The sequence below is a fragment of the Methylobacterium sp. FW102-HT35C08 genome, assembly GCF_058790235.1.
Window position 1 is genome coordinate 557,574 of the sequence record NZ_JBYTCL010000002.1, and the last position, 19,591, is coordinate 577,164.

General features: G+C 71.1%; 20 protein-coding genes. 7 read left to right on the forward strand and 13 right to left on the reverse strand.

Translation table 11 applies throughout. The features are described from left to right. Positions 1-161 precede the first annotated feature (161 nt). Positions 162-1,445 (forward strand): hypothetical protein, encoded by a 1,284-nt coding sequence (locus AC3WSN_RS02745; RefSeq protein WP_492536167.1) that lies wholly within the window; start codon positions 162-164, stop codon positions 1,443-1,445. 56 nt (positions 1,446-1,501) lie between these two features. On the opposite strand, the gene pdxR is transcribed toward AC3WSN_RS02745, so the two are convergent. After that, positions 1,502-2,983 (reverse strand): MocR-like pyridoxine biosynthesis transcription factor PdxR, encoded by a 1,482-nt coding sequence (gene pdxR, locus AC3WSN_RS02750; RefSeq protein WP_492536169.1) that lies wholly within the window; start codon positions 2,981-2,983, stop codon positions 1,502-1,504. Positions 2,984-3,084: 101 nt separating this feature from the next. Here pdxR and AC3WSN_RS02755 point away from each other — a divergent pair, with 101 nt between their 5' ends. The 4 genes from AC3WSN_RS02755 to AC3WSN_RS02770 all read left to right on the forward strand — a co-directional run bounded on the left by AC3WSN_RS02755 (position 3,085) and on the right by AC3WSN_RS02770 (position 6,796). Then, positions 3,085-3,711, forward strand: a complete 627-nt coding sequence (locus AC3WSN_RS02755; protein ID WP_492536170.1) for an FMN-binding negative transcriptional regulator — start codon at positions 3,085-3,087, stop codon at positions 3,709-3,711. Then, a complete protein-coding gene (locus AC3WSN_RS02760) occupies positions 3,708-4,424 on the forward strand; it encodes a GNAT family N-acetyltransferase (protein WP_492536172.1) in 717 nt (238 codons plus the stop codon). Before AC3WSN_RS02755 ends, AC3WSN_RS02760 begins: the two co-directional genes overlap by 4 nt. Before the next feature lie 375 nt (positions 4,425-4,799). Next, the gene (locus tag AC3WSN_RS02765) at positions 4,800-6,137 is read left to right on the forward strand and encodes a DUF2157 domain-containing protein (protein ID WP_492536174.1); all 1,338 of its coding nucleotides are present in this window, start codon (positions 4,800-4,802) and stop codon (positions 6,135-6,137) included. After that, entirely contained in the window at positions 6,134-6,796 is a 663-nt protein-coding gene (locus tag AC3WSN_RS02770) for a GDYXXLXY domain-containing protein (protein WP_492536176.1), read from the forward strand. The genes AC3WSN_RS02765 and AC3WSN_RS02770 overlap by 4 nt, the downstream gene beginning before the upstream one ends. Positions 6,797-6,904: 108 nt before the next feature. Here the strand turns inward: AC3WSN_RS02770 and AC3WSN_RS02775 are convergent, their stop codons facing one another. Both AC3WSN_RS02775 and AC3WSN_RS02780 read right to left on the reverse strand, forming a co-directional pair. Then, positions 6,905-8,464 (reverse strand): GMC family oxidoreductase, encoded by a 1,560-nt coding sequence (locus tag AC3WSN_RS02775; RefSeq protein ID WP_492536178.1) that lies wholly within the window; start codon positions 8,462-8,464, stop codon positions 6,905-6,907. Continuing rightward, complete coding sequence (locus AC3WSN_RS02780) at positions 8,461-9,885, reverse strand: alpha/beta hydrolase (protein ID WP_492536180.1); 1,425 nt, start codon at positions 9,883-9,885, stop codon at positions 8,461-8,463. Before AC3WSN_RS02780 ends, AC3WSN_RS02775 begins: the two co-directional genes overlap by 4 nt. A gap of 123 nt (positions 9,886-10,008) precedes the next feature. Between AC3WSN_RS02780 and AC3WSN_RS02785 the strand changes: the two genes are divergently transcribed. Continuing rightward, positions 10,009-10,758 carry a GNAT family N-acetyltransferase gene (locus AC3WSN_RS02785; protein WP_492536182.1) on the forward strand — a complete coding sequence of 250 codons (750 nt, stop codon included), beginning with the start codon at positions 10,009-10,011 and terminating at the stop codon, positions 10,756-10,758. Between the two features lie 14 nt (positions 10,759-10,772). On the opposite strand, the gene xseA is transcribed toward AC3WSN_RS02785, so the two are convergent. The 7 genes from xseA to AC3WSN_RS02820 form a co-directional block, all read right to left on the reverse strand. Further along, positions 10,773-12,470, reverse strand: coding sequence for an exodeoxyribonuclease VII large subunit (xseA, locus tag AC3WSN_RS02790; protein WP_492536183.1), 1,698 nt, complete (start codon positions 12,468-12,470; stop codon positions 10,773-10,775). 50 nt (positions 12,471-12,520) lie between these two features. Continuing rightward, complete coding sequence (locus tag AC3WSN_RS02795; RefSeq protein WP_492536185.1) at positions 12,521-13,993, reverse strand: MDR family MFS transporter; 1,473 nt, start codon at positions 13,991-13,993, stop codon at positions 12,521-12,523. A 368-nt stretch (positions 13,994-14,361) separates the two neighbouring features. Continuing rightward, positions 14,362-15,681 carry an MFS transporter gene (locus AC3WSN_RS02800; protein ID WP_373622356.1) on the reverse strand — a complete coding sequence of 440 codons (1,320 nt, stop codon included), beginning with the start codon at positions 15,679-15,681 and terminating at the stop codon, positions 14,362-14,364. Next, the gene (locus tag AC3WSN_RS02805; RefSeq protein ID WP_238196517.1) at positions 15,681-15,896 is read right to left on the reverse strand and encodes a ribosome modulation factor; all 216 of its coding nucleotides are present in this window, start codon (positions 15,894-15,896) and stop codon (positions 15,681-15,683) included. The genes AC3WSN_RS02800 and AC3WSN_RS02805 overlap by 1 nt, the downstream gene beginning before the upstream one ends. A gap of 65 nt (positions 15,897-15,961) precedes the next feature. Further along, positions 15,962-16,219 carry a DUF6894 family protein gene (locus AC3WSN_RS02810; protein ID WP_192708571.1) on the reverse strand — a complete coding sequence of 86 codons (258 nt, stop codon included), beginning with the start codon at positions 16,217-16,219 and terminating at the stop codon, positions 15,962-15,964. Positions 16,220-16,331: 112 nt separating this feature from the next. Further along, complete coding sequence (locus AC3WSN_RS02815) at positions 16,332-16,595, reverse strand: hypothetical protein (protein ID WP_192708572.1); 264 nt, start codon at positions 16,593-16,595, stop codon at positions 16,332-16,334. Between the two features lie 164 nt (positions 16,596-16,759). Then, complete coding sequence (locus AC3WSN_RS02820; protein WP_192708573.1) at positions 16,760-17,005, reverse strand: hypothetical protein; 246 nt, start codon at positions 17,003-17,005, stop codon at positions 16,760-16,762. Positions 17,006-17,299: 294 nt separating this feature from the next. Between AC3WSN_RS02820 and AC3WSN_RS02825 the strand changes: the two genes are divergently transcribed. Further along, positions 17,300-17,665: a c-type cytochrome gene (locus AC3WSN_RS02825; protein ID WP_192708574.1), complete on the forward strand. Its 366-nt coding sequence runs from the start codon at positions 17,300-17,302 to the stop codon at positions 17,663-17,665. Between the two features lie 68 nt (positions 17,666-17,733). On the opposite strand, the gene AC3WSN_RS02830 is transcribed toward AC3WSN_RS02825, so the two are convergent. From AC3WSN_RS02830 to AC3WSN_RS02840, 3 genes are all read right to left on the reverse strand, one after another. Then, positions 17,734-18,252, reverse strand: coding sequence for a MarR family winged helix-turn-helix transcriptional regulator (locus AC3WSN_RS02830; protein ID WP_492536189.1), 519 nt, complete (start codon positions 18,250-18,252; stop codon positions 17,734-17,736). A gap of 130 nt (positions 18,253-18,382) precedes the next feature. Beyond that, positions 18,383-19,258, reverse strand: coding sequence for a site-specific tyrosine recombinase XerD (locus AC3WSN_RS02835; RefSeq protein WP_192708790.1), 876 nt, complete (start codon positions 19,256-19,258; stop codon positions 18,383-18,385). 65 nt (positions 19,259-19,323) lie between these two features. Further along, on the reverse strand, positions 19,324-19,476 hold the full coding sequence (locus AC3WSN_RS02840; RefSeq protein ID WP_192708576.1) for a histidine kinase: 153 nt from the start codon (positions 19,474-19,476) through the stop codon (positions 19,324-19,326). Positions 19,477-19,591 lie beyond the last annotated feature (115 nt).

Below are 19,591 nucleotides of genomic sequence, written 5' to 3' on the forward strand. Positions count from 1 at the left end.
GCTGCTGCGCGGCTCCAAGATGACGGCCCGGATACATCGACCAACCGGAATTTGCGGGTTGCTCACCGCCCGGACCTCACATGCGGTCTGTCGACCGATGAGAGTCCGACCTCGACGCATCGGCCCGGAATCTTTATCCGGCTCCGCGCGGCACCGGCGCGGTGGACCGCCTCCGAACCGGCCGCTCGGGCGTCACGATGAGCCAGCTCTCCTCCGAGATCCTCCTCGTTCCGCGGGGCGAAGCCGGCCATTTCCTGCCGGCGGCCCTCGGCTGGATGGGGAAGCGCGCCACCGTCACGCACCATCCGGGCGAGGCGAACCATGTGCTGTGCCTGCCGGTCCTCGACTTCGTCCGCCTGGGTTTCCCGGACGCGAACGGGCGGCTGGACCTGCTGCAGCCGGGTGACGCCGCGAACCTGCGCGCTGGACGGGCGGCGCTCCTACTCGACCTGTCGAACGAGGGGCCGGGACTCCACGCCCCGACCTTCGAGGCGCTGCATCGCAACCTCGACGGGCTCGGGATCCCCCGCGACCGGGTCATCCTCGTGTCGCAGAACAGGATGCTGCGCCTGGATTACGAGCGGCTCTACGGTGAGGGCCTGCGCTTCTGGACCTTCGAGTTCTTCCCGCTGCAGGTCGCCCTCTGGCTCGACGCGGAGGCGGGCCCGCGGCTGTTCCCGCAGCATCCGCTCGACCGCACCGGATACGTGCCCTTCGCACGGGATTTCGGGCCCGCGCGCTTTCTCTGCCAGAACGCAGCCCTGCGTTGGCACCGGGTCCTGCTTTACCGCTGGTTCCAGCTCAACGGCATGGATCGGGACGGGCTGATCTCGTTCCACGGCATCGGGGCGGACAACCCGAAGGCCGGCGGCATCAACGTCTTCCACGCCCCGCCGGAGATCGAGGCCGCCTTCGGGCCTCTGCTCGCCGATGTCGGCGACTGGATCCCCCGGCAGGCCCGGCGGATCGATCCCCCTGCCGACGGCACCGACATGGTGATGACCCTGGACACCCGCGCCTACGCGGATTGCGACCTCACCATCATCTCCGAGACCGACTTCTTCGAGGGCGGGGTCGAGCGCGTCACGGAGAAGTCCCTCAAGGCCGCTGCGACCGGGCTGCCCTTCGTGACGGTCGGCGCGCCCCGGGCCGTCGCGCGGTTGTCGGAACTGGGCTTCCACACCTTCGGCAGCCTGATCGACCATGACTACGATCCGGTCACCGAACCGGCCGAGCGGCTGCACCGGGTGTTCCGATCGATCGACCGGGCGTGGGCCGACTGCAGGAGCGACCGCGCGGCCTGGCACCGCCGGGCACGGGAGCAGGCCGAGGCGAACGTCGCGCACGCTCGGCACGGTCTGCTGCCGCAGCTCGACCGGGTGATGGTGGCGCCGCTGGTCGAGCGGCTGGTCCGGTTCACGGAGACGGGCGCACTCGTCCACTGACGCCCCGTTCGGCTTCGGGCTTGGCGAGCCGTCACCGACGCGCGACCTGCATCCCCTCAGGTCGCCAGCCGCAGTGCCTCCGCCATCCGCCGCACGGCCGGTTCGATCGCGCGCTCCGGCACCGCGGCGTAGCCCAGAAGCAACCCCGGCTCCGGCGCGCCGGCATGGTAGGCCGACAGCGCCACCGCAGAGATCCCGGCCAGACCGAGCGCGGCGGCGGCGGCGTGATCCGCGAGGGACGGCGTCCAGGTGGGGCCCGGCCGGGCGATGAGATGCATGCCGCCCTCCATCGGAGCCACCGCGATCACGTCCGCCGCGTGGCGCCTTGCAGCCTCCACCAGCGCGTCCTGGCGCAGGGCATAGAGGCGGCGGGTCCGCCGCAGGTGACCGGCGAGATGGCCGTCCTCGATGAAGCGGGCCAGCGCCCACTGGCCGATTCCGGGCGGGGCCGGACCAGCTTCGGCGAGAGCTTGGTTGACCGCCGCCACGAGGCCGCGCGGCAGGACGAGGTAGCTCAGGCCCAGGGCGGGCAGCAGGAGCTTGGAGAAGCTGCCGACATAGATCACGCGCCCGCCGCGATCGAGGGCGCGCAGCGGTGCGAGCGGGCGCCCGGCATAGCGGTACGCCCCGTCGTAATCGTCCTCGACGATCCAGCCCGAAGCCGCGTCCGCCCAGGCCAAGAGGTCCAGCCGGTTCTCGAGGCTCATGGCGTAGCCGAGGGGGTAATGCTGGGCCGGCGTGACCACGGCGAGCCGGGCGCCGGGCGCCGCGGCTGCCCCGCGGCTTGCCGAGAGGCCGCCCGGCCCGATCGGGATCGGCGCAACGCGCAGGCCCGCGCCCGCCAGCGCCCGGGCGATCCCGGGGAAGCCCGGCTCCTCGACCCAAGCGGTCTCGCCCGGATCGAGGAGCAGCTCGGCCAAGAGGCGCAGGCTCTGGCGGATGCCCGCCGTGACGATGACGTCGTCGGCCTCGCAGACGACACCGCGGGCCTGGGCGAGGAAGGCGGCGATCGCCCCGCGTAGCGCCGGCGAGCCGCGCGGGTCGGTCCGCTCGGCCGGACCGTGGCGCCACTCCGCCTGGAGCAGGCGCGCCCAGACCTCGTAGGGGAACGCGTCCAGAGCCGGACGGCCGAGGGCGAAGGCGTCGGGGACGCCCGGTCCCGCCATGTAGCGCTGCGACGGTGCGCGGACGCGTTCGGCTCCGCGCCGCGACAGCGTCGGCGCCGGTCCGACGGCCGTCCGGGCGACCGGCCCGGAATGCGGGACCGCATCGTCCGGCAAGTCCGCGGCGACGCGCGTGGCCGAGCCGGGCCGCGCCGTCAGGTAGCCCTCCGCGGTGAGTTGCTCCAGGGCCAGCACCACGGTGCCGCGGGCGCAGCCGAGATCCGCCGCCAGAACCCGCGAGGCCGGCAGCCGGGCACCGCGCGGCAGGCGACGGTCGAGGATGGCCGTTCGCAGGCCCTCGCGGAGCTGCACGTGCAGCGGCAGTGGTGCTGCCGGATCGAGGCTGACGGGCAGCGGAAGCGGTCCCTTGGGCATCGGGCGAACTGGTCCAGTCGGGTTCATAAAATTGGACCTTTCCTCTGGTCCGCCAGCGGATCAAGCAGAGCCGTATCCAGGTGACAGACAGGACAGGGGCGATGTACCAGCCGCCGCACTTCCGGGAGGACAGCCAAGCCGCCCAGCACGCGCTGATCCGCGCCCATCCGCTGGGCCTCCTGGTCACCGCCGGGCCGGGCGGTCTCATCGCCAACCCGATCCCCTTCCTCCTCGACGCGGTTGGGGAGCACGGCACGCTGCGGGCCCACCTCGCCCGCGCCAACCCGCAGGGGCCTGAGCTTGCCGCGGTGGAGGAGTGCCTGGTGGTGTTCCAGGGACCTCAGGGCTACGTCACGCCCAGCTGGTACGCGAGCAAGCGCGAGCACGGGCGCGTGGTACCGACCTGGAACTACGCCACCGTCCATGCCTGGGGCCGACCCCGGGTGATCGAGGCGACGGACTGGCTGCACCGACAGATCGCCGACCTCACCGCCCTGCGCGAGGCTCCGCGCGCGGCGCCCTGGGCCGTATCGGACGCGCCCGAGCCGTTCGTCGCCGCGCAGGTCCGGGCGCTCGTCGGCGTCGAGATCCCGATCACCCGCATCGAGGGGAAATGGAAGATGAGCCAGAACAGGTCCGAAGCGGACCGGCACGGCGTCATGGCCGGCTTCCAGGCGGAGGGCGAACCGGTTCTCGCCGGCCTGATCGCCGAGCGGAGCCCGGCATGAGCGCGCGCCTCAACGAATTCGGCCAGCCGATCGGTCCGGACCTTTCGGATTGGTCGGCGCGCCCGCGGCCGTCGCGGTCGCCCATGGAGGGCCGCACCTGCCGGGTCGTGCCCCTGGTCGCGGAGGCGCACACGGCCGGCCTGTTCGCGACCTACAGCGCAGCTCCCGATACGCGCGGCTGGACCTATCTCGGCGACGCGATGCCCGCGAGTGAAGCTGCCTACCGGGCACGGCTTGAGGCCATGGAGACGAGCCAGGATCCGCTCTTCCACGTGGTGCTCGACCGCGCGAGCGAAGAGACTCTGGGGATCGCCTCGTATCTGCGGATCGACCCCGGCAACGGGGTGATCGAGGTCGGCCATCTGCATTTCGGGCCGAAGCTTCAGCGCGCGCCCGCCGCCACGGAGGCGATGGTGCTGATGATGACCCGGGCCTTCGATGAGCTGGGCTACCGCCGGTACGAGTGGAAGTGCGACAGCCTCAACGCCCCATCCCGAGCAGCCGCCCTGCGCGTCGGCTTCACCTTCGAGGGCATCTTCCGCAACGCCGTCGTGGTGAAGGGCCGCTCCCGCGACACGGCCTGGTTCTCGATCACCGATGCCGAGTGGCCGCGGGTGCGCGCCGGCTTCGCGGCCTGGCTTGACCCTGCAAATTTCGACGCGGAGGGCCGGCAGCGGCGCGGGTTGGCGGAGCTGCGCGAGGCGGTTCGGTAAGCGTTGTCGTCCGGCAACGCCGCACCGTCGAAGCCCATGACGCCGACGAGACACTATCGCGCCCGGCCTCGAGCAGCTTGACCGGCTCAAGGCCGGGCCACGGTCTGACTTCGCTACAAGCAGACCGCCAAAACGGCACGCGACGCGGCTGTCCGCTCCAGCGTGACCTGACGACGCCCCTCGTTCGTCCGCTCCCTGACGGACAGCGAGGGTCATCAGAGACTGCAGAGAGTGAAGAGCGCTCGCTTCAATGCCTTCCGCCCTGTTCAACGAATAATAAGCATCATCCGATGTGCGAAAACTCGCATTCGGATCCGGTATTGGAGATTTAAGAGCTCGTCTCACACCATGCGTGGCAACGCGTGAAGGCGATCCATGCCGCTGTCCTATTCCGCGCGCCTCCGGCGTGACCTCCGTGACTGGCAGGAACGCGGCTTGATCCAGCCGGAGCAGGCCGAGCGCATCGCCGCCCATGCCCTCGCGCCCCGGGGTCTGCGGCACCTCCAGACCGCCCTCGCTCTGTGCATCCTCCTCCTCGTGGCGCCCTCCGTCATCGCGTTCGTGGCCGCGAACTGGTCGGCGATGCCGCCGTCCGGGCGGCTGATCGTGCTCTTCCTCGCCAACGCCGCGGCCGTATCCGCCACCTACTTCGCGGCGCAACGCCGTGCCCGCGATCAATCCGGCACGGCGCACAGGCTCGTCGATGGCCTCGCGACCCTATCGCTCGCCATCGCGACGGCCACGCTGGCCCTAGTCGGGCAGACCTTCCACGTGGCTGCCGACCCCCGCGGTTTTGCCGGGACCGTCGCGGTTCTCGGCCTGGCGACGGCGCTCGTCGCACGATCCAGCGGCGCGGCCGTGATCGCCTGCATCGCGCTTGTCGCGAGCGATGCGGGCCCCGGCGCCCTCGACCTCGGCCTGCTGCGGGGAGAGGCCGTCTCCGAATCCGAACCCTGGTTCTGGATGGTCGGCCCCGCGCTGTTCCTCGCAAGTCTCTCGGGCTGGCTGCGGGCACGCGAGACGACGCTGCTCCTGCTCCTGGTCGTGCTCAGCAACCATCTCGGGAGCACACCTGCAGGATCGATGTTCCTTCTGCCGCCCGACCGGATCCTGTCCGTGGCGGCTCTCGCCCTCGCCCTGGGCCACGTGCTGGCGCGTCTCTCGCGGGAGAACCCATGGGCGACCCGCCTGCACGGCGGCGCGCAGGCGGTCGCGCGCGCGGCTGTCGGCCTCATCCTCCTCGGAATCGTCATGGTCTCGGCGCGCATACTGGGGTTCGGCGGCGCGCAGCCAACCCCAGCGGTGGCGCTCGCCTTCGCGGCGATCGCGATCGCCGCGCTCATCCTGGTCCGCCTCCGCGCGTCGGCATCGGCGTTGTCCGCGACGAGCGATCTCCTCGTTCTCGCCGCCGCCGCCCTGGCTCTCCTCGTCTGGCTGATCGCCAGTCTCAGCCGGGAGCCCGCGACGGTCTGGACCGTATGGGGCGGTATCGTGCCGGCGCTTATCCTCGTCGTGGCCGGGCATATCGAGGACAGGCGTAAACTGTACGGCTGGGGATTGGCGCTGACCGCCGGCCTCACGCTGGGCATGCTGGCCGCATCCCGCAATCTCATCGCCTTCTCGGGGAACCTGCTGCTCTGCGCGCTTCTGCTCACGCTGGCGCTGTTCGCTTGTCGTTGGGCTGCGCGCCGCCTCGATCGGAGAGCCGCGTGAGAAGCCTCATCCTCGGCATCGCCTTCGCCGGCCTGTTGGTGGTCCAGGTGCTCCCTTCAGCGCTCCTGGCGTGGCAGCAGACTGAGCGTCTGAACGGCGGGCGCTGGGTCCGCCTGGCCGTCGAGACCCGGGATCCGCGGGATCTGCTCCGCGGCAAGTACAGCGTGCTGACGTACGAGATCGGGCGTCTGCCGGGGATCGGCGCAGGAACGCCGCCCGCGAGCTGCAATCTCGAGGCTCGCGAATCGTGCAGTCTCGAGGCCGGGCGCTCCGTCTATCTCCGTCTCTCCGCCGATGCCGAGGGCGTCCACAGGGCAGACGAGGTGCTGTTCGAGCCTCCGGCAGGCGACGTCCCATTCATCAAGGGCCACCTGAACTCAGGAATGCTTGTGCGCCAGGGCGCTCCGCTCCGCACCCGCCCCAGAACCGGCAACCAGCCGGCCGAGCCCGCCATATGCCAGCGTCTCGCCTGTCTGACAGGCGTCGTGACCTACGGAATCGAACGGTGGTACGGCGCCCAGGGCGTTCCGGCCAAGCTCGACCGCGCAGCCCGAAAGGACATCCTCGTCGACGTGCGCGTGGCAGCGGACGGCAACGCGGTGCTCGACGGGATCCTGGTTGCGGGCCAGCCTTTCGCCAAGACCGCACGCCTGTGGTGAGGATCGGCTGAAGTCAGGTGGCCGGACCGGCGATTCGACACGCGGTCCGCTCCAGCGCGGTCCCCAACAGCTCCCGACTAGGCGCCGGCGTCAGTCGGACCGGACGCGTCAGCGCTGCCCCGACGGTCCGGCCGCCAGGAACGCCTCGGCGGTGCGCAGGCTCAACGCCATGATCGTGAGCGCCGGGTTGGCGGCGAGCGAACTCGGGAAGGTCGAGCCGTCGCAGATCCACAGGTTGTCGATGTCGAAGCTGCGGCCGACGGGATCGACCACCGCGCTCGACCCGTCGCGCCCCATCCGGCAGGTGCCGATCGTGTGGGCGACCCGCTCCAGCACCCAGATATCCTCGGCGCCCGCCGCCTCCCAGAGGCCCCGCATGACGTTGGTCGCGTGGGCGTTCAGGCGGTTCTCGTTGGTGCTGTAGCCGAAGCTGATATGGGCCTTGCGCATCCCCCGCGCGTCGGTCTCGTCCGACAAGGTCAAGACGTTCGCGTCGCAGGGCAGGGTCTCGCCGTTGATGCCGATGCCCGCGAGGTTGTTGTAGCGGTCGAGGTAGTCGAGCAGCGGCTTGCCCCACAGGCCGCGCCCGCGCGCGACCGCGTTGCCGAAGGTTACCGGTACCACGCCGAGGCTCTGGATGAGGTAGCCGCCGGCGAAGTCGGCACCGGCCCGGATGAAATCCTCGGTGATCAGGGCGGATGGGTAGCCCCGGTTCATCCGCACCTCGTGCGGGAACGTGCCCCAGACCTGCGTGGCGACATGGCCCATGTAGTTGCGCCCGACCTGATCGCTCGAATTGGCCATCCCGAGATGCAGGAGCAGGCGCGGCGTCTCGACGGCGCCGGCACAGAGGAAGACGGCGGCGCAGCGCTGGCGCCGGTCCTGGCCGCCCTGCCGGTAGACCACGGCGGTGATCCGGCCTTCGGCGCCGCGCTCCAGCCCGTGCACGAACGCCTCGGGCCGGATCTCCGCGCCATGGGTCACGGCCAGCGGCAGGTAGGTCACGTCCATGCTCGCCTTGGCGCCGTTGCGGCAGCCCTGGTGGCAGTAGCCGCAGTTGATGCAGGCGTTGCGGCGCGGCCCGCCCTCGGAGTCGAAGTCGCGCGAGACGACCGCGGCGGGGGCGTCGGCCCAGCGGATGCCGAGCGTGTCGCAGGCCTCGCTCATGATCCGCGCCGGGCCGTTCCGCGGCACCGGGGGGAGGGGATACCGGCGCTCGGGATCCCAGGGATAGGCCTGCGCCCCCGAGACGCCGAGAAAACGCTCGACCCGCTCGTAATACGGCAGCAGCTCCGCGTAGGTGAGCGGCCAGTCGACGCCCTCGCCGGTCTCCGTTTGGAGGCGCAGGTCGCGGGCATCGGCCCGGGGCACGAAGGCGCCCCAGTGCAGCGTCGAACCGCCAACCCCGGTGCCGCTGTTGTTGCCGCCGAAGGCCTCGGGCGTCGAGCCGCCGCTCAGGCGCTCCTCGGTCCAGTAGATCTCGTCGGCGAGGGTCTCGTCGAAGGCAAATTTTTCCGGCGTGAAATTCGGTCCGGCCTCCAGGGCCACGACCTTCAGGCCGGCGGCCGCGAGCCGAGCGAGGAGCGGGGCTCCGCCGGCCCCGGTCCCGACGATGACCGCGTCGACGACATCGTCCGGACGAAAGGTGCGCATCTCGGCGAGGTTCATCGTGCCGCCTCCACCTGCGCGGGTCGCGGCTCCCATGGCTCCGGCGCGTCGAGCCCGACGTCGCGGAAGCCGGGCAGCCCCTCGGCGATCGCCCCCGGCCGGTCGCCGCCCGCGCCGATGCCCGAGAACCCGATCCGCGCCAGGGCCGCCGGCTGGGCTAGCCAGAGCTTGGTCGCGTCGGCGCGCAGATCCTCGAACCAGAACCGCATCCGGTCGGCGTCGAGCCGGCCGCCGAGGCTCTCCGGCACCGTCAGGTCGCCGCGCTGCGTGAGGACGAGGAGCGCGGCCTGCGCCTCCTGGTCGAGGGCCAGGAAGGGTCGGCCATGCGCAGCCCGCGCGGCCGCATCGAGCGTGCGCAACGCCGCGCGGTAGGCCTCTGCGTCCGGCGGCAGCGCCGCGTAGCGCCATCCGTCGCCGGCGTCGTCGGCCAGATGTCTGTCGAGCCGGGCCGCCGGATCGATGCCCGGGACCGGCAGGACATGGGCGAGGACGGCGCGCAGGAGCGCGAGTTCCACCGGATCGAGGGCGTTCGGCCGGTAGGCCGGGTCATCCGGCGCGGCGCGGGAATCCAGGACCGAGCGCAGGCGGCTGTTGACCCGGTCCGAGGCGATAAGCGCCCGGTAGGCAGCGGGTACCGCAGGGGTTGCGGAGGCCGATCCGCGCGGCCGATCGGCGACATGGTCGAGCACCCGTTCGGCCAGGGTCTCGGGTCGCTCCAGCGGCAGGAGATGGCCAACGCCGTCGACCGTGACGCGGCGGTGAAACGCGAGATGCGGCGCCATCAGGGCGTGCTGCGCGTCCGGCCCGAGATCCGCGTCCTCGGAGCCGGCCAGGATCAGCGCCGGCGTGCGCAGGACCCCGATGCGGCGGCACCAATCCTCGCGCGCCCCCGCTTCGAGCCACGCCTTCCACGCCTCCGGCGACGCCTGCAGAACGTCGGCCACCGCGCGGGCTTCCGTGTCGGGGTCCAGTGCGGTCCCGACGTTCTCGCGCACGAAGGCCTGCGCCTCACGGCGCCGCGTCTCGGGATCCGCGTCGATCCAGGCGATCATGCGCGCGCGGCGATCTTCGGGGATCGGCTCCGGGCTCGGCGGCGAGCCGGAGACCAGGATCAGATCGGTCAGCCCGGCAAGGTCCGGATCCCCATCCTCGGCACGGCGCGCCAGGACCAGGGCCACCCTGGCGCCCATGCTGTGGCCCGCGATTGCGTAACGCGTGGGCGCCCGGCCGCGCACCGCCGCAGCCACGTGGTCCGCCATGGCGGCGACGGAAAATCCTGTTGTGCCGGCCTCCTGGCCAAAGCCCGGCAAGTCTACGGGCACGCAAGTCAGCGCACCGTCGAGCGCGTCCGCAAGCGGCGCCCAACTTCGCGCACTGCCACCCAGGAAGTGCAGGCAGAACAGGATTTCAGGTTCAGACATCGCGGAGACATCGCGCGAGCCCGAGATGCTTCAAGCGTACGCGACGCCGCATGGCCGAAGACTTCCCGCAGCGCCTGTTGGCCAAGTCCGGGCCGCGTGCGATCACCGCCGCCGGAGGATGCCATGACCCCGGACCACGAGCTCGCCTGGCGCGTCGAGGAAGCCTGCCTCAATGCCTGGCCGAGCACGCGCCAGCTGCTGGTTGAGGGTTACCTTCTGCGCGCCGCCGGGGGCCCGTCGAAGCGGCAGAATTCCGTCAATCCCTTACGCGGCAGCGGGCCGCCCGAGCCGGCCATCGCGGCCGCGCGCGCGATCTACGGCCGTCTCGGGCAGCGGCCGATCTTCCGGATTCCGGAGATCGCACCGCAGATGGAGCCGCTGCTGGCGGGATCCGACTTCGCGATGATCGATGAGACCTGCACGCTCTTCCGCGACCTCGACGGCCTCCCGGCGGTTCCGGACCCGTCCGTGGCGGTCGCTTCGGCGCCCGGAGCCGAATGGCTGGCCTTGCGCGACGCGCTGAACAAGGCCGATGCCGCAGCCGCACAGGTGTTCCGCGACACGGTTGCAGCCCTGGTCCAGCCGCGCGCCTTCGCGGCCGCCGCCGCGGAGGACGGTCTCGCGGCGATCGCCTTCGGCGTGCTCGATCGGGAGCTTCTGGTCATCGAGTCGGTGGTCACGCTCGAAGCCCTGCGCGGCCGGGGCCACGCCAAGCGCGCGGTCACGGCGCTGTTGCGGTGGGCGCGCCAGGAAGGAGCGCGATCGGCCTGCCTGCAGGTGATCGCCAGCAACACGCCGGCGCGGGCGCTCTACGGCGGGCTCGGCTTCGGAACGGAGCTCTACCGCTACCATTACCGCGTCGGGCCCGCCTGAGCCCGCGGACGGCCTCAGGCGTCGAACAGCGAACCCTGCCGCACCGGCGCGGCCGGCTTGGCGGATGTCCGCCGCTCCGCAGCGCGACCAGAGCCTGACGGCGTCCGGGGGCCGGCCTGACGCGCGGCCTTGCCGGCCGAGGATGCATCGGCTCCGCCGTCGGGGACCGCCACGACGCTGCCGTCGGCGAATTGCAGGCTCAATCTCTGTGCCGCCGCCGCGTCCGCGGCATGCCGCACCGGGAGGCCGGCGGAGTCGCGCACGAGCACGTAGCCGCGTTCGAGCACGGCGCGGTAGCTGAGCGAGCCCAGCAATCCCGCCAAGCCCTCCAGCCGGTCGCGCCGGCGCTCGACGCTCCGCGTCCCCGCCTGAATGAGGCGGTCCGAGAGGGCGAGCAGACGGTCGGCGCGGCGCGCCTGAAGCGCCCGGGCCCGTTCCAGGCTGGCGTCCCGGGCGACGACGAGGCGGCGTCCGAGCTGGACAAGCGCCTCGCCCTTGCGCTGCACGTCGTTGCGCAGGGCGTGGAGCGGCCGGTGGTCGATCCGCGCCAGCCGCGCGCGGGCGTTGGCGAGCGCCACGTCGGGGGAGCGCCGTGCCATCCGGTCGAGGAGCAGCTGGAGCCGCGCCCTGTGACGGCTGGCGCCCGCGGCCAGCGCCGGGGCGAGGCGCGCCTCGGCGAGGTCGAGCCGCTGCCGCTTCGCGGCGAGCAGGACGTCGGCGCTCGGCAGCGCCCGACCGAGGGCCCGCAGGTCGACCCGGTCGCGCTCGATCCGGCGCCCGACCGCCCCGACGCTCCGGGCGGCGAGATCCGCAACGGTGGCGATCAGGTCGGCGCGGACCGGCACGGCCATCTCAGCGGCGCCCGTTGGTGTCGGGGCGCGTCGGTCGGAGACGTAGTCGATCAGCGTCGTGTCGGTCTCGTGCCCGACCGCCGAGATCAGCGGGATCGCGCTCTCGAACGCGGCGCGGACCACGCATTCCTCGTTGAAGGCCCAGAGATCCTCGATGGAGCCGCCGCCGCGGGCGACGATCAGCACATCCGGTCGCGGAACAGGGCCGCCGGGCTTCAGCGCGTTGAAGCCGCGGATCGCGGCCGCCACCTCCTCGGCAGCGCCGTCGCCCTGGACCCGGACCGGCCAGACCAGAACCGGGCGGGGAAAGCGGTCCTCCAGCCGGTGGAGGATGTCGCGGATCACCGCGCCGGTGGGGGAGGTGACGACACCGACGACCCGCGGCAGATAGGGGATCGCGCGCTTGTGCTCCGGGGCGAACAGCCCCTCGGCGGCGAGCTGCTTCTTGCGCTCCTCCAGCAGCGCCATCCAGGCGCCGAGGCCCGCCGGCTCCAGGCTCTCGACCACGATCTGGTACGAGGACTTGCCCGCGAAGGTGGTGATGCGGCCGGTGGCGATGACCTCCAGCCCCTCCTGGGGGCGCTGGCGCAGGCGACCGAACACACCCTTCCAGACGACGGCGTCGATGCGCGCTTGACCGTCCTTCAGGGAGAAATAGGCATGGCCCGAGCCGTGCTGACCACGATAGCCCGAGATCTCGCCGCGCAGGCGCACATGGCCGAACGCGTCCTCCAGCGTGCGCTTCAGCGCGCCGGCGAGGTCGCCCACCGTCCATTCGGGCTGATTGGCGGTGAGCACGCTGGTCGGCGGGATATCCGCCGCCTGGCTGGCAGATGGACGTGGGGGCGGCACGAGGGGCATGGCCGGACGCTAGAGCATGACGCGGCCGCACGGAAGCGCTGGCCGAAGGCTTACTCCACCGCGAGTTCGCGCGGGCGATCCGAGAGCGCCACGGGCGGAACCAACAGCGACAGAAGCAGGGTCAGCACGGCGACCACGAAGACCGTCCAGAACGTGCCGTGAAGGGCGTGCTGGAGCCCGTCGCGGATCGCGTCGCCCCCGGGGCCGAGGCTTGCCGGATCGTCGAGCAGGCGCCGCAGCTCGTCAGAATTGACCGTCGGCCCGCTCGCGGGGTGCGCCAGCCTGTAGTTCAGCACGGCGCCGAGAACGGTGGCCCCCAATGTCGAGCCGAGGTTGCGCGCGAAGATGTTCGAGGCCGTCGCCGCCCCGCGCTGCGCCCAGGCGACGCTGTCCTGGATGATCACGATGGCGGCGGTCGACAGGAACCCCATGCCGAGGCCCATCACCACCGAGCCGCAGGCCGCGACCACCGGGGAGGTCGCGGGACCCAGGGCGATGAACGCGGTCGCACCGAGCGGCAGCAGGGTCGCGCCGACCAGCAGGATCGGGCGCAGTCCGAAGCGCACGAAGCTGCGCGCCGCCGTGGTGGCGCCGATCGGCCAGCCGAGCACCATCAGAGTCAGCGTCAGGCCGGCGATCAGGGGCGACTGCCGCAAGACGCCCTGAACGTACATCGGCAGGAACGCCGTGAGCCCGATCACCGTCATGCCGGACAGCAGCGTCGCGGTGTTGGCGGTGGCGATCGGCCGCTGCATCCACAGGCGGATATCGAGCATCGGATCGGGGGCCCGCCGCTCCTGAAGCACGAACAGGATCGCGGCGACCACGAAGCCCACGGCCGGCCACAGCGCTGCGGCGGCCGACTCACCGGCCTCGGTCAACGCGATCATCAGCGCCGCGATGGCGGCGGTGAACAGGGCGGCGCCGAGGGCATCGATCTGACGGCTGCGCCGCTCGACGCCCTCGTGCAGGAAGCGGAGGAACAGGCCGGCCGCAATCACCCCGATCGGCAGGTTGATCCAGAAGATCCACGGCCAGCTCAGATGGCCGATGATCAGGCCGCCGACCAGCGGTCCCGCCACCGAGGATATGCCCCAGACGCTCGCGAGGTAGCCCTGGACCCGGCCGCGCTCCCGCGCCGAGTAGAGGTCGCCCACCACCGTCAGGCTCACCGGCTGGATCGCGCCTGCACCGACGCCCTGCACGAGGCGGAACAGGATCAGGGACGGCATCGACCAGGCCAGGCCGCAGAGCAGCGAGCCCACCAGGAACACCGCGATGCCGAACAGCAGCACCGGCCGGCGGCCGTAGAGATCGGACAGCTTGCCGAACACCACCGTCGTGGCGGTCTGGGTCAACAGGAAAGAGGCGAAGACCCAGGCGTAGAGGTGGAGATCGCCGAGCTGGCCGGCGATCTGGGGCATCGCCGTCGACACGATGGTCGCCTCGATGGCGATCATGAACATCGCCGCCATCACCGCGGCGAGGACCAGCGGGCGGCGCGTCTCAGCGGGATTCGGCATGGACGCGGTCTAGTCCTGACAGCGCCGTCGACCTAGCGTTGAGCGATGCGCAATTCGTCGCCTAAAGCGAGTGTCGTGCGGGAACGCACATGATCGGCTCCGCCGAGACGGACGCGAGGCCTGCGTGCCAGCGCGGCCCATCCAGCGTCAGGCTTCTCACTGCGCCATTCCGGGGCACCGAAGGTGAGCCCGGAATCTAGAACCGCAATCTGTGGCAGCGCTTGGCTCCTCGGCGGCTCTGGATCCCGGGCTCCGCTCCGCGGCCCCGGGATGACGTGGTGGCAGCTGAATCAACAGCGCAGCGACTTGCAATGAGCGGCCTGCCGGCTCCGACCGGCAGACCCGCGAACGGCGTTTCCCGCCCGCCGCTACGCCGCCGTATCGGCGTCGAGATCGCGCCCCCGGGTTTCAGGCAGCAGCAGCGCGGCGACTGTGCCGACGAGGCTGAAGGCGGCGAGGTAGTAGGCGGGCGCGAGCCGGTCGCCGGTCGCGGCGATCAGCCAGTTCACGAGATAGTTGGTGCTGCCGCCAAACACCGAGACCGCCACCGCGTAGACGATCGACAGGCCGGCGCTGCGCACCGCCCGCGGCAGCGCCTCGGGGATGCCGACGATCACCGCCGCGGCGTTGATCGAGGACAGGGCCGAGAGCAGGAACGTCACCGCGTAGACGCTCGCCGCACTCGGGGCGTGCAGCACCCAGGCGAAGGCCGGGACGGCGAGGACCAAGATCAGCGCCCGCGGCCAGATCATCACCGGCCGACGCCCGACACGGTCTGCGAGCCAGCCGCCGAGCAGCGGGAACACCACCGAGGCGAGGCCCAGCGCGATCGGCACCGCCGTGGACGCGGTCTCGCTCAGGCCGAGCGTCGCGCCGGCATAGACCGGCATGTTGGTGCCGACGGAATTCGAGACCGTGGAGGCCGCTATGACCAGGAAGGTCAGACCGAGAAGCCGACCGTGCTCGCGCAGGAGCCGCCCGACCACCGCGAGCGTCGAAGCGGCCGCGTGCGGATCCTCCTCGGCGCCGGCCGTCTCCGGAAGATGGCTGCGGATCACGAGGCCCACGGGAACCACGCACAGGCCGAGCGCGAACATCAGCCGCCAGCCCCACTCCGCCATGGCACGGTCCCCGACCGTCAGCGCCAGCGTGGTCGCCACGAGGCCGGCGAACAGGGCGGCGCAACCCTGGCTGGCGATCTGCCAGCTCGTCACGAAGCCGCGCCGGTCTGGAGGCGCCGCCTCCAGCAGGTAGGCCGTCGACGGGCCGACCTCGCCGCCGAGCGCGAGGCCCTGAACGAGCCGGCCGGCGATGACGATGACCTGCGCCCAGCCGCCGATCGTCGCGTAGGACGGGCAGACCGCCAGCATCAGCATGCCGACCGCCATCAGCGCGATGGTGATCAGCATCGCGGGCTTGCGACCGGCGCGGTCCGCAAAGGCGCCGATCAGCGCGCCCCCGATCGGCCGCATGACGTAGCCGATGCCGAACAGGGCCAGCGAGGCGAGCAGGCTGTGGGTCGGGTCGTTGGCCGGGAAGAACGCCTCGCCGATCGCCTGGGCGAAGAAGGCGTAGACGGTGAAGTCGTAAAATTCGAGGGCGTTGCCGAGTACCACGGCACCCACCGCCTTGCGGTTCAGGGCCGGGTGCATGGGCGCGGCGAGACTCGATCCGGTCCGCGCGTCCATCAGCGCACCGGGCCGGACGGCGTGTGGACCGGATCCTTGGCGATCCCGCCGGTGACGGGCTCGACGCCGGCCTTCACGGCGTCATCGTAGCCGGCCAGCCAGAGCGTGCGCGCCTCAGTCCCCTCGGCGTAGGGGCAGGCCTCGCGGGCCAGGCCCTTCAGGGGCGCGGCGCGGCCGAGCGCCCGTGCGTCGAGATCGTTGGGGGGCGTATCCATCCTGTCGCGGCTCCTCGTCCATCGCGTCCGCCGCGATGTAGGGCGCGGTTGTCGGACCGCCGCTCTCAGTGAACCGTGGGATCCTCCGGCGCGGGCAGCGTGACCGCCTCGCTGAACGGAAATTCGAAAACCACCTCGCCCGCGGCATCGGCGACGACCAGGCAGGCCGCCATCAGTCGAGCCTGCTCCTGGGGGGAGCGAAGGGCGGCGCGGATCGTCGCGCGGGCCTTCTCCCAGGCCTCGTCCGGATCGCGCAGCTCGATCCCGGTGGGATCGGTGATCACGTCCTCGCCGATCTGGGTGTGGAAGAAGTAGCGTGGCATGGGCTTCGTCACCGTCTCAGAAGCGCGCCCTGACGGGTGCAGACCTCCCAAGTGGTGATCGACGCCGGCCGGAACAGCGCCCGCCATGACGGGCGCGTCCCCGACCGGTCGCTCAGCCGTTGGCGGCTTTCGGCTCCGGCGTGGAGGGAACGGGCCGGAGCGTCCGAACCTGAGCCGAGGCCGCCCCCGCGCGGTGATGCTTCTCCATGGTCATCAGCGGACGCAGCTCGGGCTCGGCGAAGTCCATCAGCTTGGCGTTGCGCCAGCGCGGCTTGCCGGCGCCGCGCCCGAACCAACGCGGGCGCTCTTCCTCGACGAGGAGGATGAGGCGGCCGGTCCAGGATTTCCGAAACCAGAAGCGTCCGGTCAGGCTCATGATCTGGTTCCCAGCACAGGTCGCACGAAGCGACCGGGTCGATCGCTTCCATTATCGCGCACCTCGATACCGGATTTCGATGACGGGGTAGCGGTGAGGTCGACGGCTTAGAGAGTCGGCCACCACTATCCACAGGGAGGTGTCACACGCTCCCCGCGCCCCGCTCAGCGCGCCAGATGGCGCAATGTCAGCGCCAGCACGACGAGCCAGACGATGCCCGTCAGGCCATAGACGAAGCCGCGCAGCAGCGTCGCTTCCAGCGCCGCATGCCTCGCGTTCTGCGCCGGGCTCCGGTCCTTGGATCGCGCCGGGCGCTTGATCCGGTGTGGCTCTGTCGGCGCCGCGCGCGGGGGTGGCGCGACGAGCAGGCGCGTCAGGCTTTCCGGGAGCGGTTTCTGGTTCAGCGGCACGGCGCCCGTGAGCCTACAGGGCGCGGGTTCACGGCGACAAGGCACCCCGACGTAAGCCGTCGCGATCGCGGCCTCTCCGGCCGTCTCGAAGCTTCCAAGTGCCGCAGGGAGCCAATGCCGAAGCTTCCGTGTTGAGGCAGACGGCGACCGGACGCGGGCGCCGATCCAGCGCCGGGTCAGCGGCTTGAGGAGACTAGGCCGTTGCACCGTGCGTGGGGATTCATTTAGAGCTGTTCCAGGCAGGCAAGCTCTGCCTTCAGCGCTGCCGCGCCGGCGGCCAACAGGAGGAAATCCATGCGTTCACTCGTTCTCGGCGCCGTCCTTGCCGCCCTGATCCCGCTTTCGGCTCAGGCCCAGGAGGCCGGCGACGCGGCCGCCGGCGAGAAGGCGTTCGCCCCGTGCAAGGCGTGCCACAATTTCCAGAAGAACGGCGTGGGACCGGACCTGAAGGGCGTCGTCGGCCGCAAGGCGGGCACCTATGAGGGCTACAACTACTCCGCCGCGCTGAAGAATTCCGGCCTGACCTGGGACGAGGCCACGCTTCACGAGTGGCTGAAGAACCCGAAGGCGAAGGTGCCGGGCACCAAGATGATCTTCCAGGGCTACCCCGACGACAAGAAGATCAACGACGTGATCGCCTACCTCAAGACGCAGTCCTGAGGTCGGACCGGCCGCGTGCCGAAACCCCGGGGCCGGCCTCTGGCCGCCCCGGGGCCTATTGGGATCGGCTATTCCGGAATCAGCCCGGTCTGAAGGCCGAGCCTGAGGGTCACGAGATCGTGCAGCAGGTTCTTGCGGTCCTGCATGTCGAGGCCGGTCAGGCCGCCCGCCTCGTCGGGAATGCAGGCGAGGACATCGCGCAGCGACTCGCCGGCCGGGGTCAGGAAGATGCTGACCTGCCGCTCGTCGACACGGTCACGGGCGCGCCGCACGCGACCTGACGCTTCGAGGCGCTTGAGCAACGGCGTCAGCGTCCCCGAGTCCAGGAACAGACGGTTGCCGATCTCCTTCACCGACAGGCCGTCCTGCTCCCACAGCACGAGCAGCACGAGATATTGCGGGTAGGTCAGCTCGTGGCGGCCGAGGAGCGTGCGATACGCGCGGCCGAAGGCGTGCGCGGCGGCGTAGACCGCGAAGCACAGCTGGTTGTCGAGGCGCTGCCGGTCCTGCTGCGATGGCTGATCGGTCGTCGCATGCCCCGCCGGGTTCGGCTCAGCGCCGCTCTGCGAAGCAGTCGGGCCTGACATCGGAATGATCTCTCTCTGGTAAAGTCGGTCTCACATACCGGTATGGCGAAAGGCCACTCTTAGGCAGTTCGCCAAACCTGTACAATTGGTGTGACGACAGAGCCGCGCGACATTCGCCGCGAAGTTGCGTTCAGCCGTCCATCAACGGGTGCAGATCGCGTACCATCGCCTTCAGACGCTCATCGAGGACGTGCGTGTAGATCTGCGTCGTGGAGATGTCGGCGTGGCCGAGCAATTCCTGGACGATGCGCAGATCGGCGCCATTCTGCAGAAGGTGGCTTGCGAAGGCGTGGCGCAGCACGTGCGGGCTGACCCGATCGGGCCGGAGCCCGGCCGCCATCGCCGCCGCCTTGAGGTCCCGCGCGAAGGCCTGCCGGGTCAGATGGCCGCTGTCGCTATCGGCGGGAAACAGCCAGGCGGATTCCTCCGGCACGGCCGCGAGATGCGCCGCCATGGCGGCGCGGGCGGCCTCCGTGAGGGGCACGAGGCGCTCCCGGCCGCCCTTTCCCTTGATGAAGAGGTAGCGCTCCCGGCTCACCCCCGCGGTGCGGGGCAGGGCGACAAGCTCGGAAACGCGCAGGCCGGTCGCGTAGAGGAGTTCGAGCAGGCAGAGCATCCTGCGTGCCCGGCGGGCCGGGCCCGGTGGTTGCTCGGCGGCGACCGCCTCCTGCGCGGTGGCGAGCAGGCGGTCGACCTCCGCGACGGACAGGATCTTGGGCAGCACGCGGCCCCGGCGCGGCCCCGAGACCGCGACACTGGGGTCGGCCGAAGCGTCGCCCTCGGCGTACAGGAACTTGTGGAAACCGCGCACGCAGGACAGGCGCCGCGCCGCCGAGGACGCCTTCAATCCGCGGCTCTCGAGATCGATCAGGAAGGCCCTGAGCGTGCCGGCATCGACATCGGCGAGGGCGATGCCGGCACGGTCGAGATAGCCGAGATAATCGTCGAGGTCGCGCCGGTACGCGGCCAGGGTGTTGCCGCTGGCGCCGCGCTCCGCCGCCAGCATGTCGAGATAATCGGCAGCCTCGGGGCAGAGCGCCCGGATGGCGTCCACACCGGCGTCAGCCTCGCTCAACGGTTGCCCGGCTGAAGCTTCGAGGCCGGGATGGTGACGGTCATTTCCCGCGGCGTGGGCTGGACGAAGTTCGCCAGCGTGAACATCGCCGCGAAGACGAGGCCCGCCAGGATCGCGAGGGTGGCAAAGAAACGGAGCAGGGTCGGCACGTCGGTCGAACCTCGGGCGGACGGGCGCGGTCGGCGGGGGTCGGGGCAAGCGGAGGCCTGCTCCGAGTTGCCGCGGGTGCCGGGTTTCCATCACGCGAACAAGGCGCTGACAAGG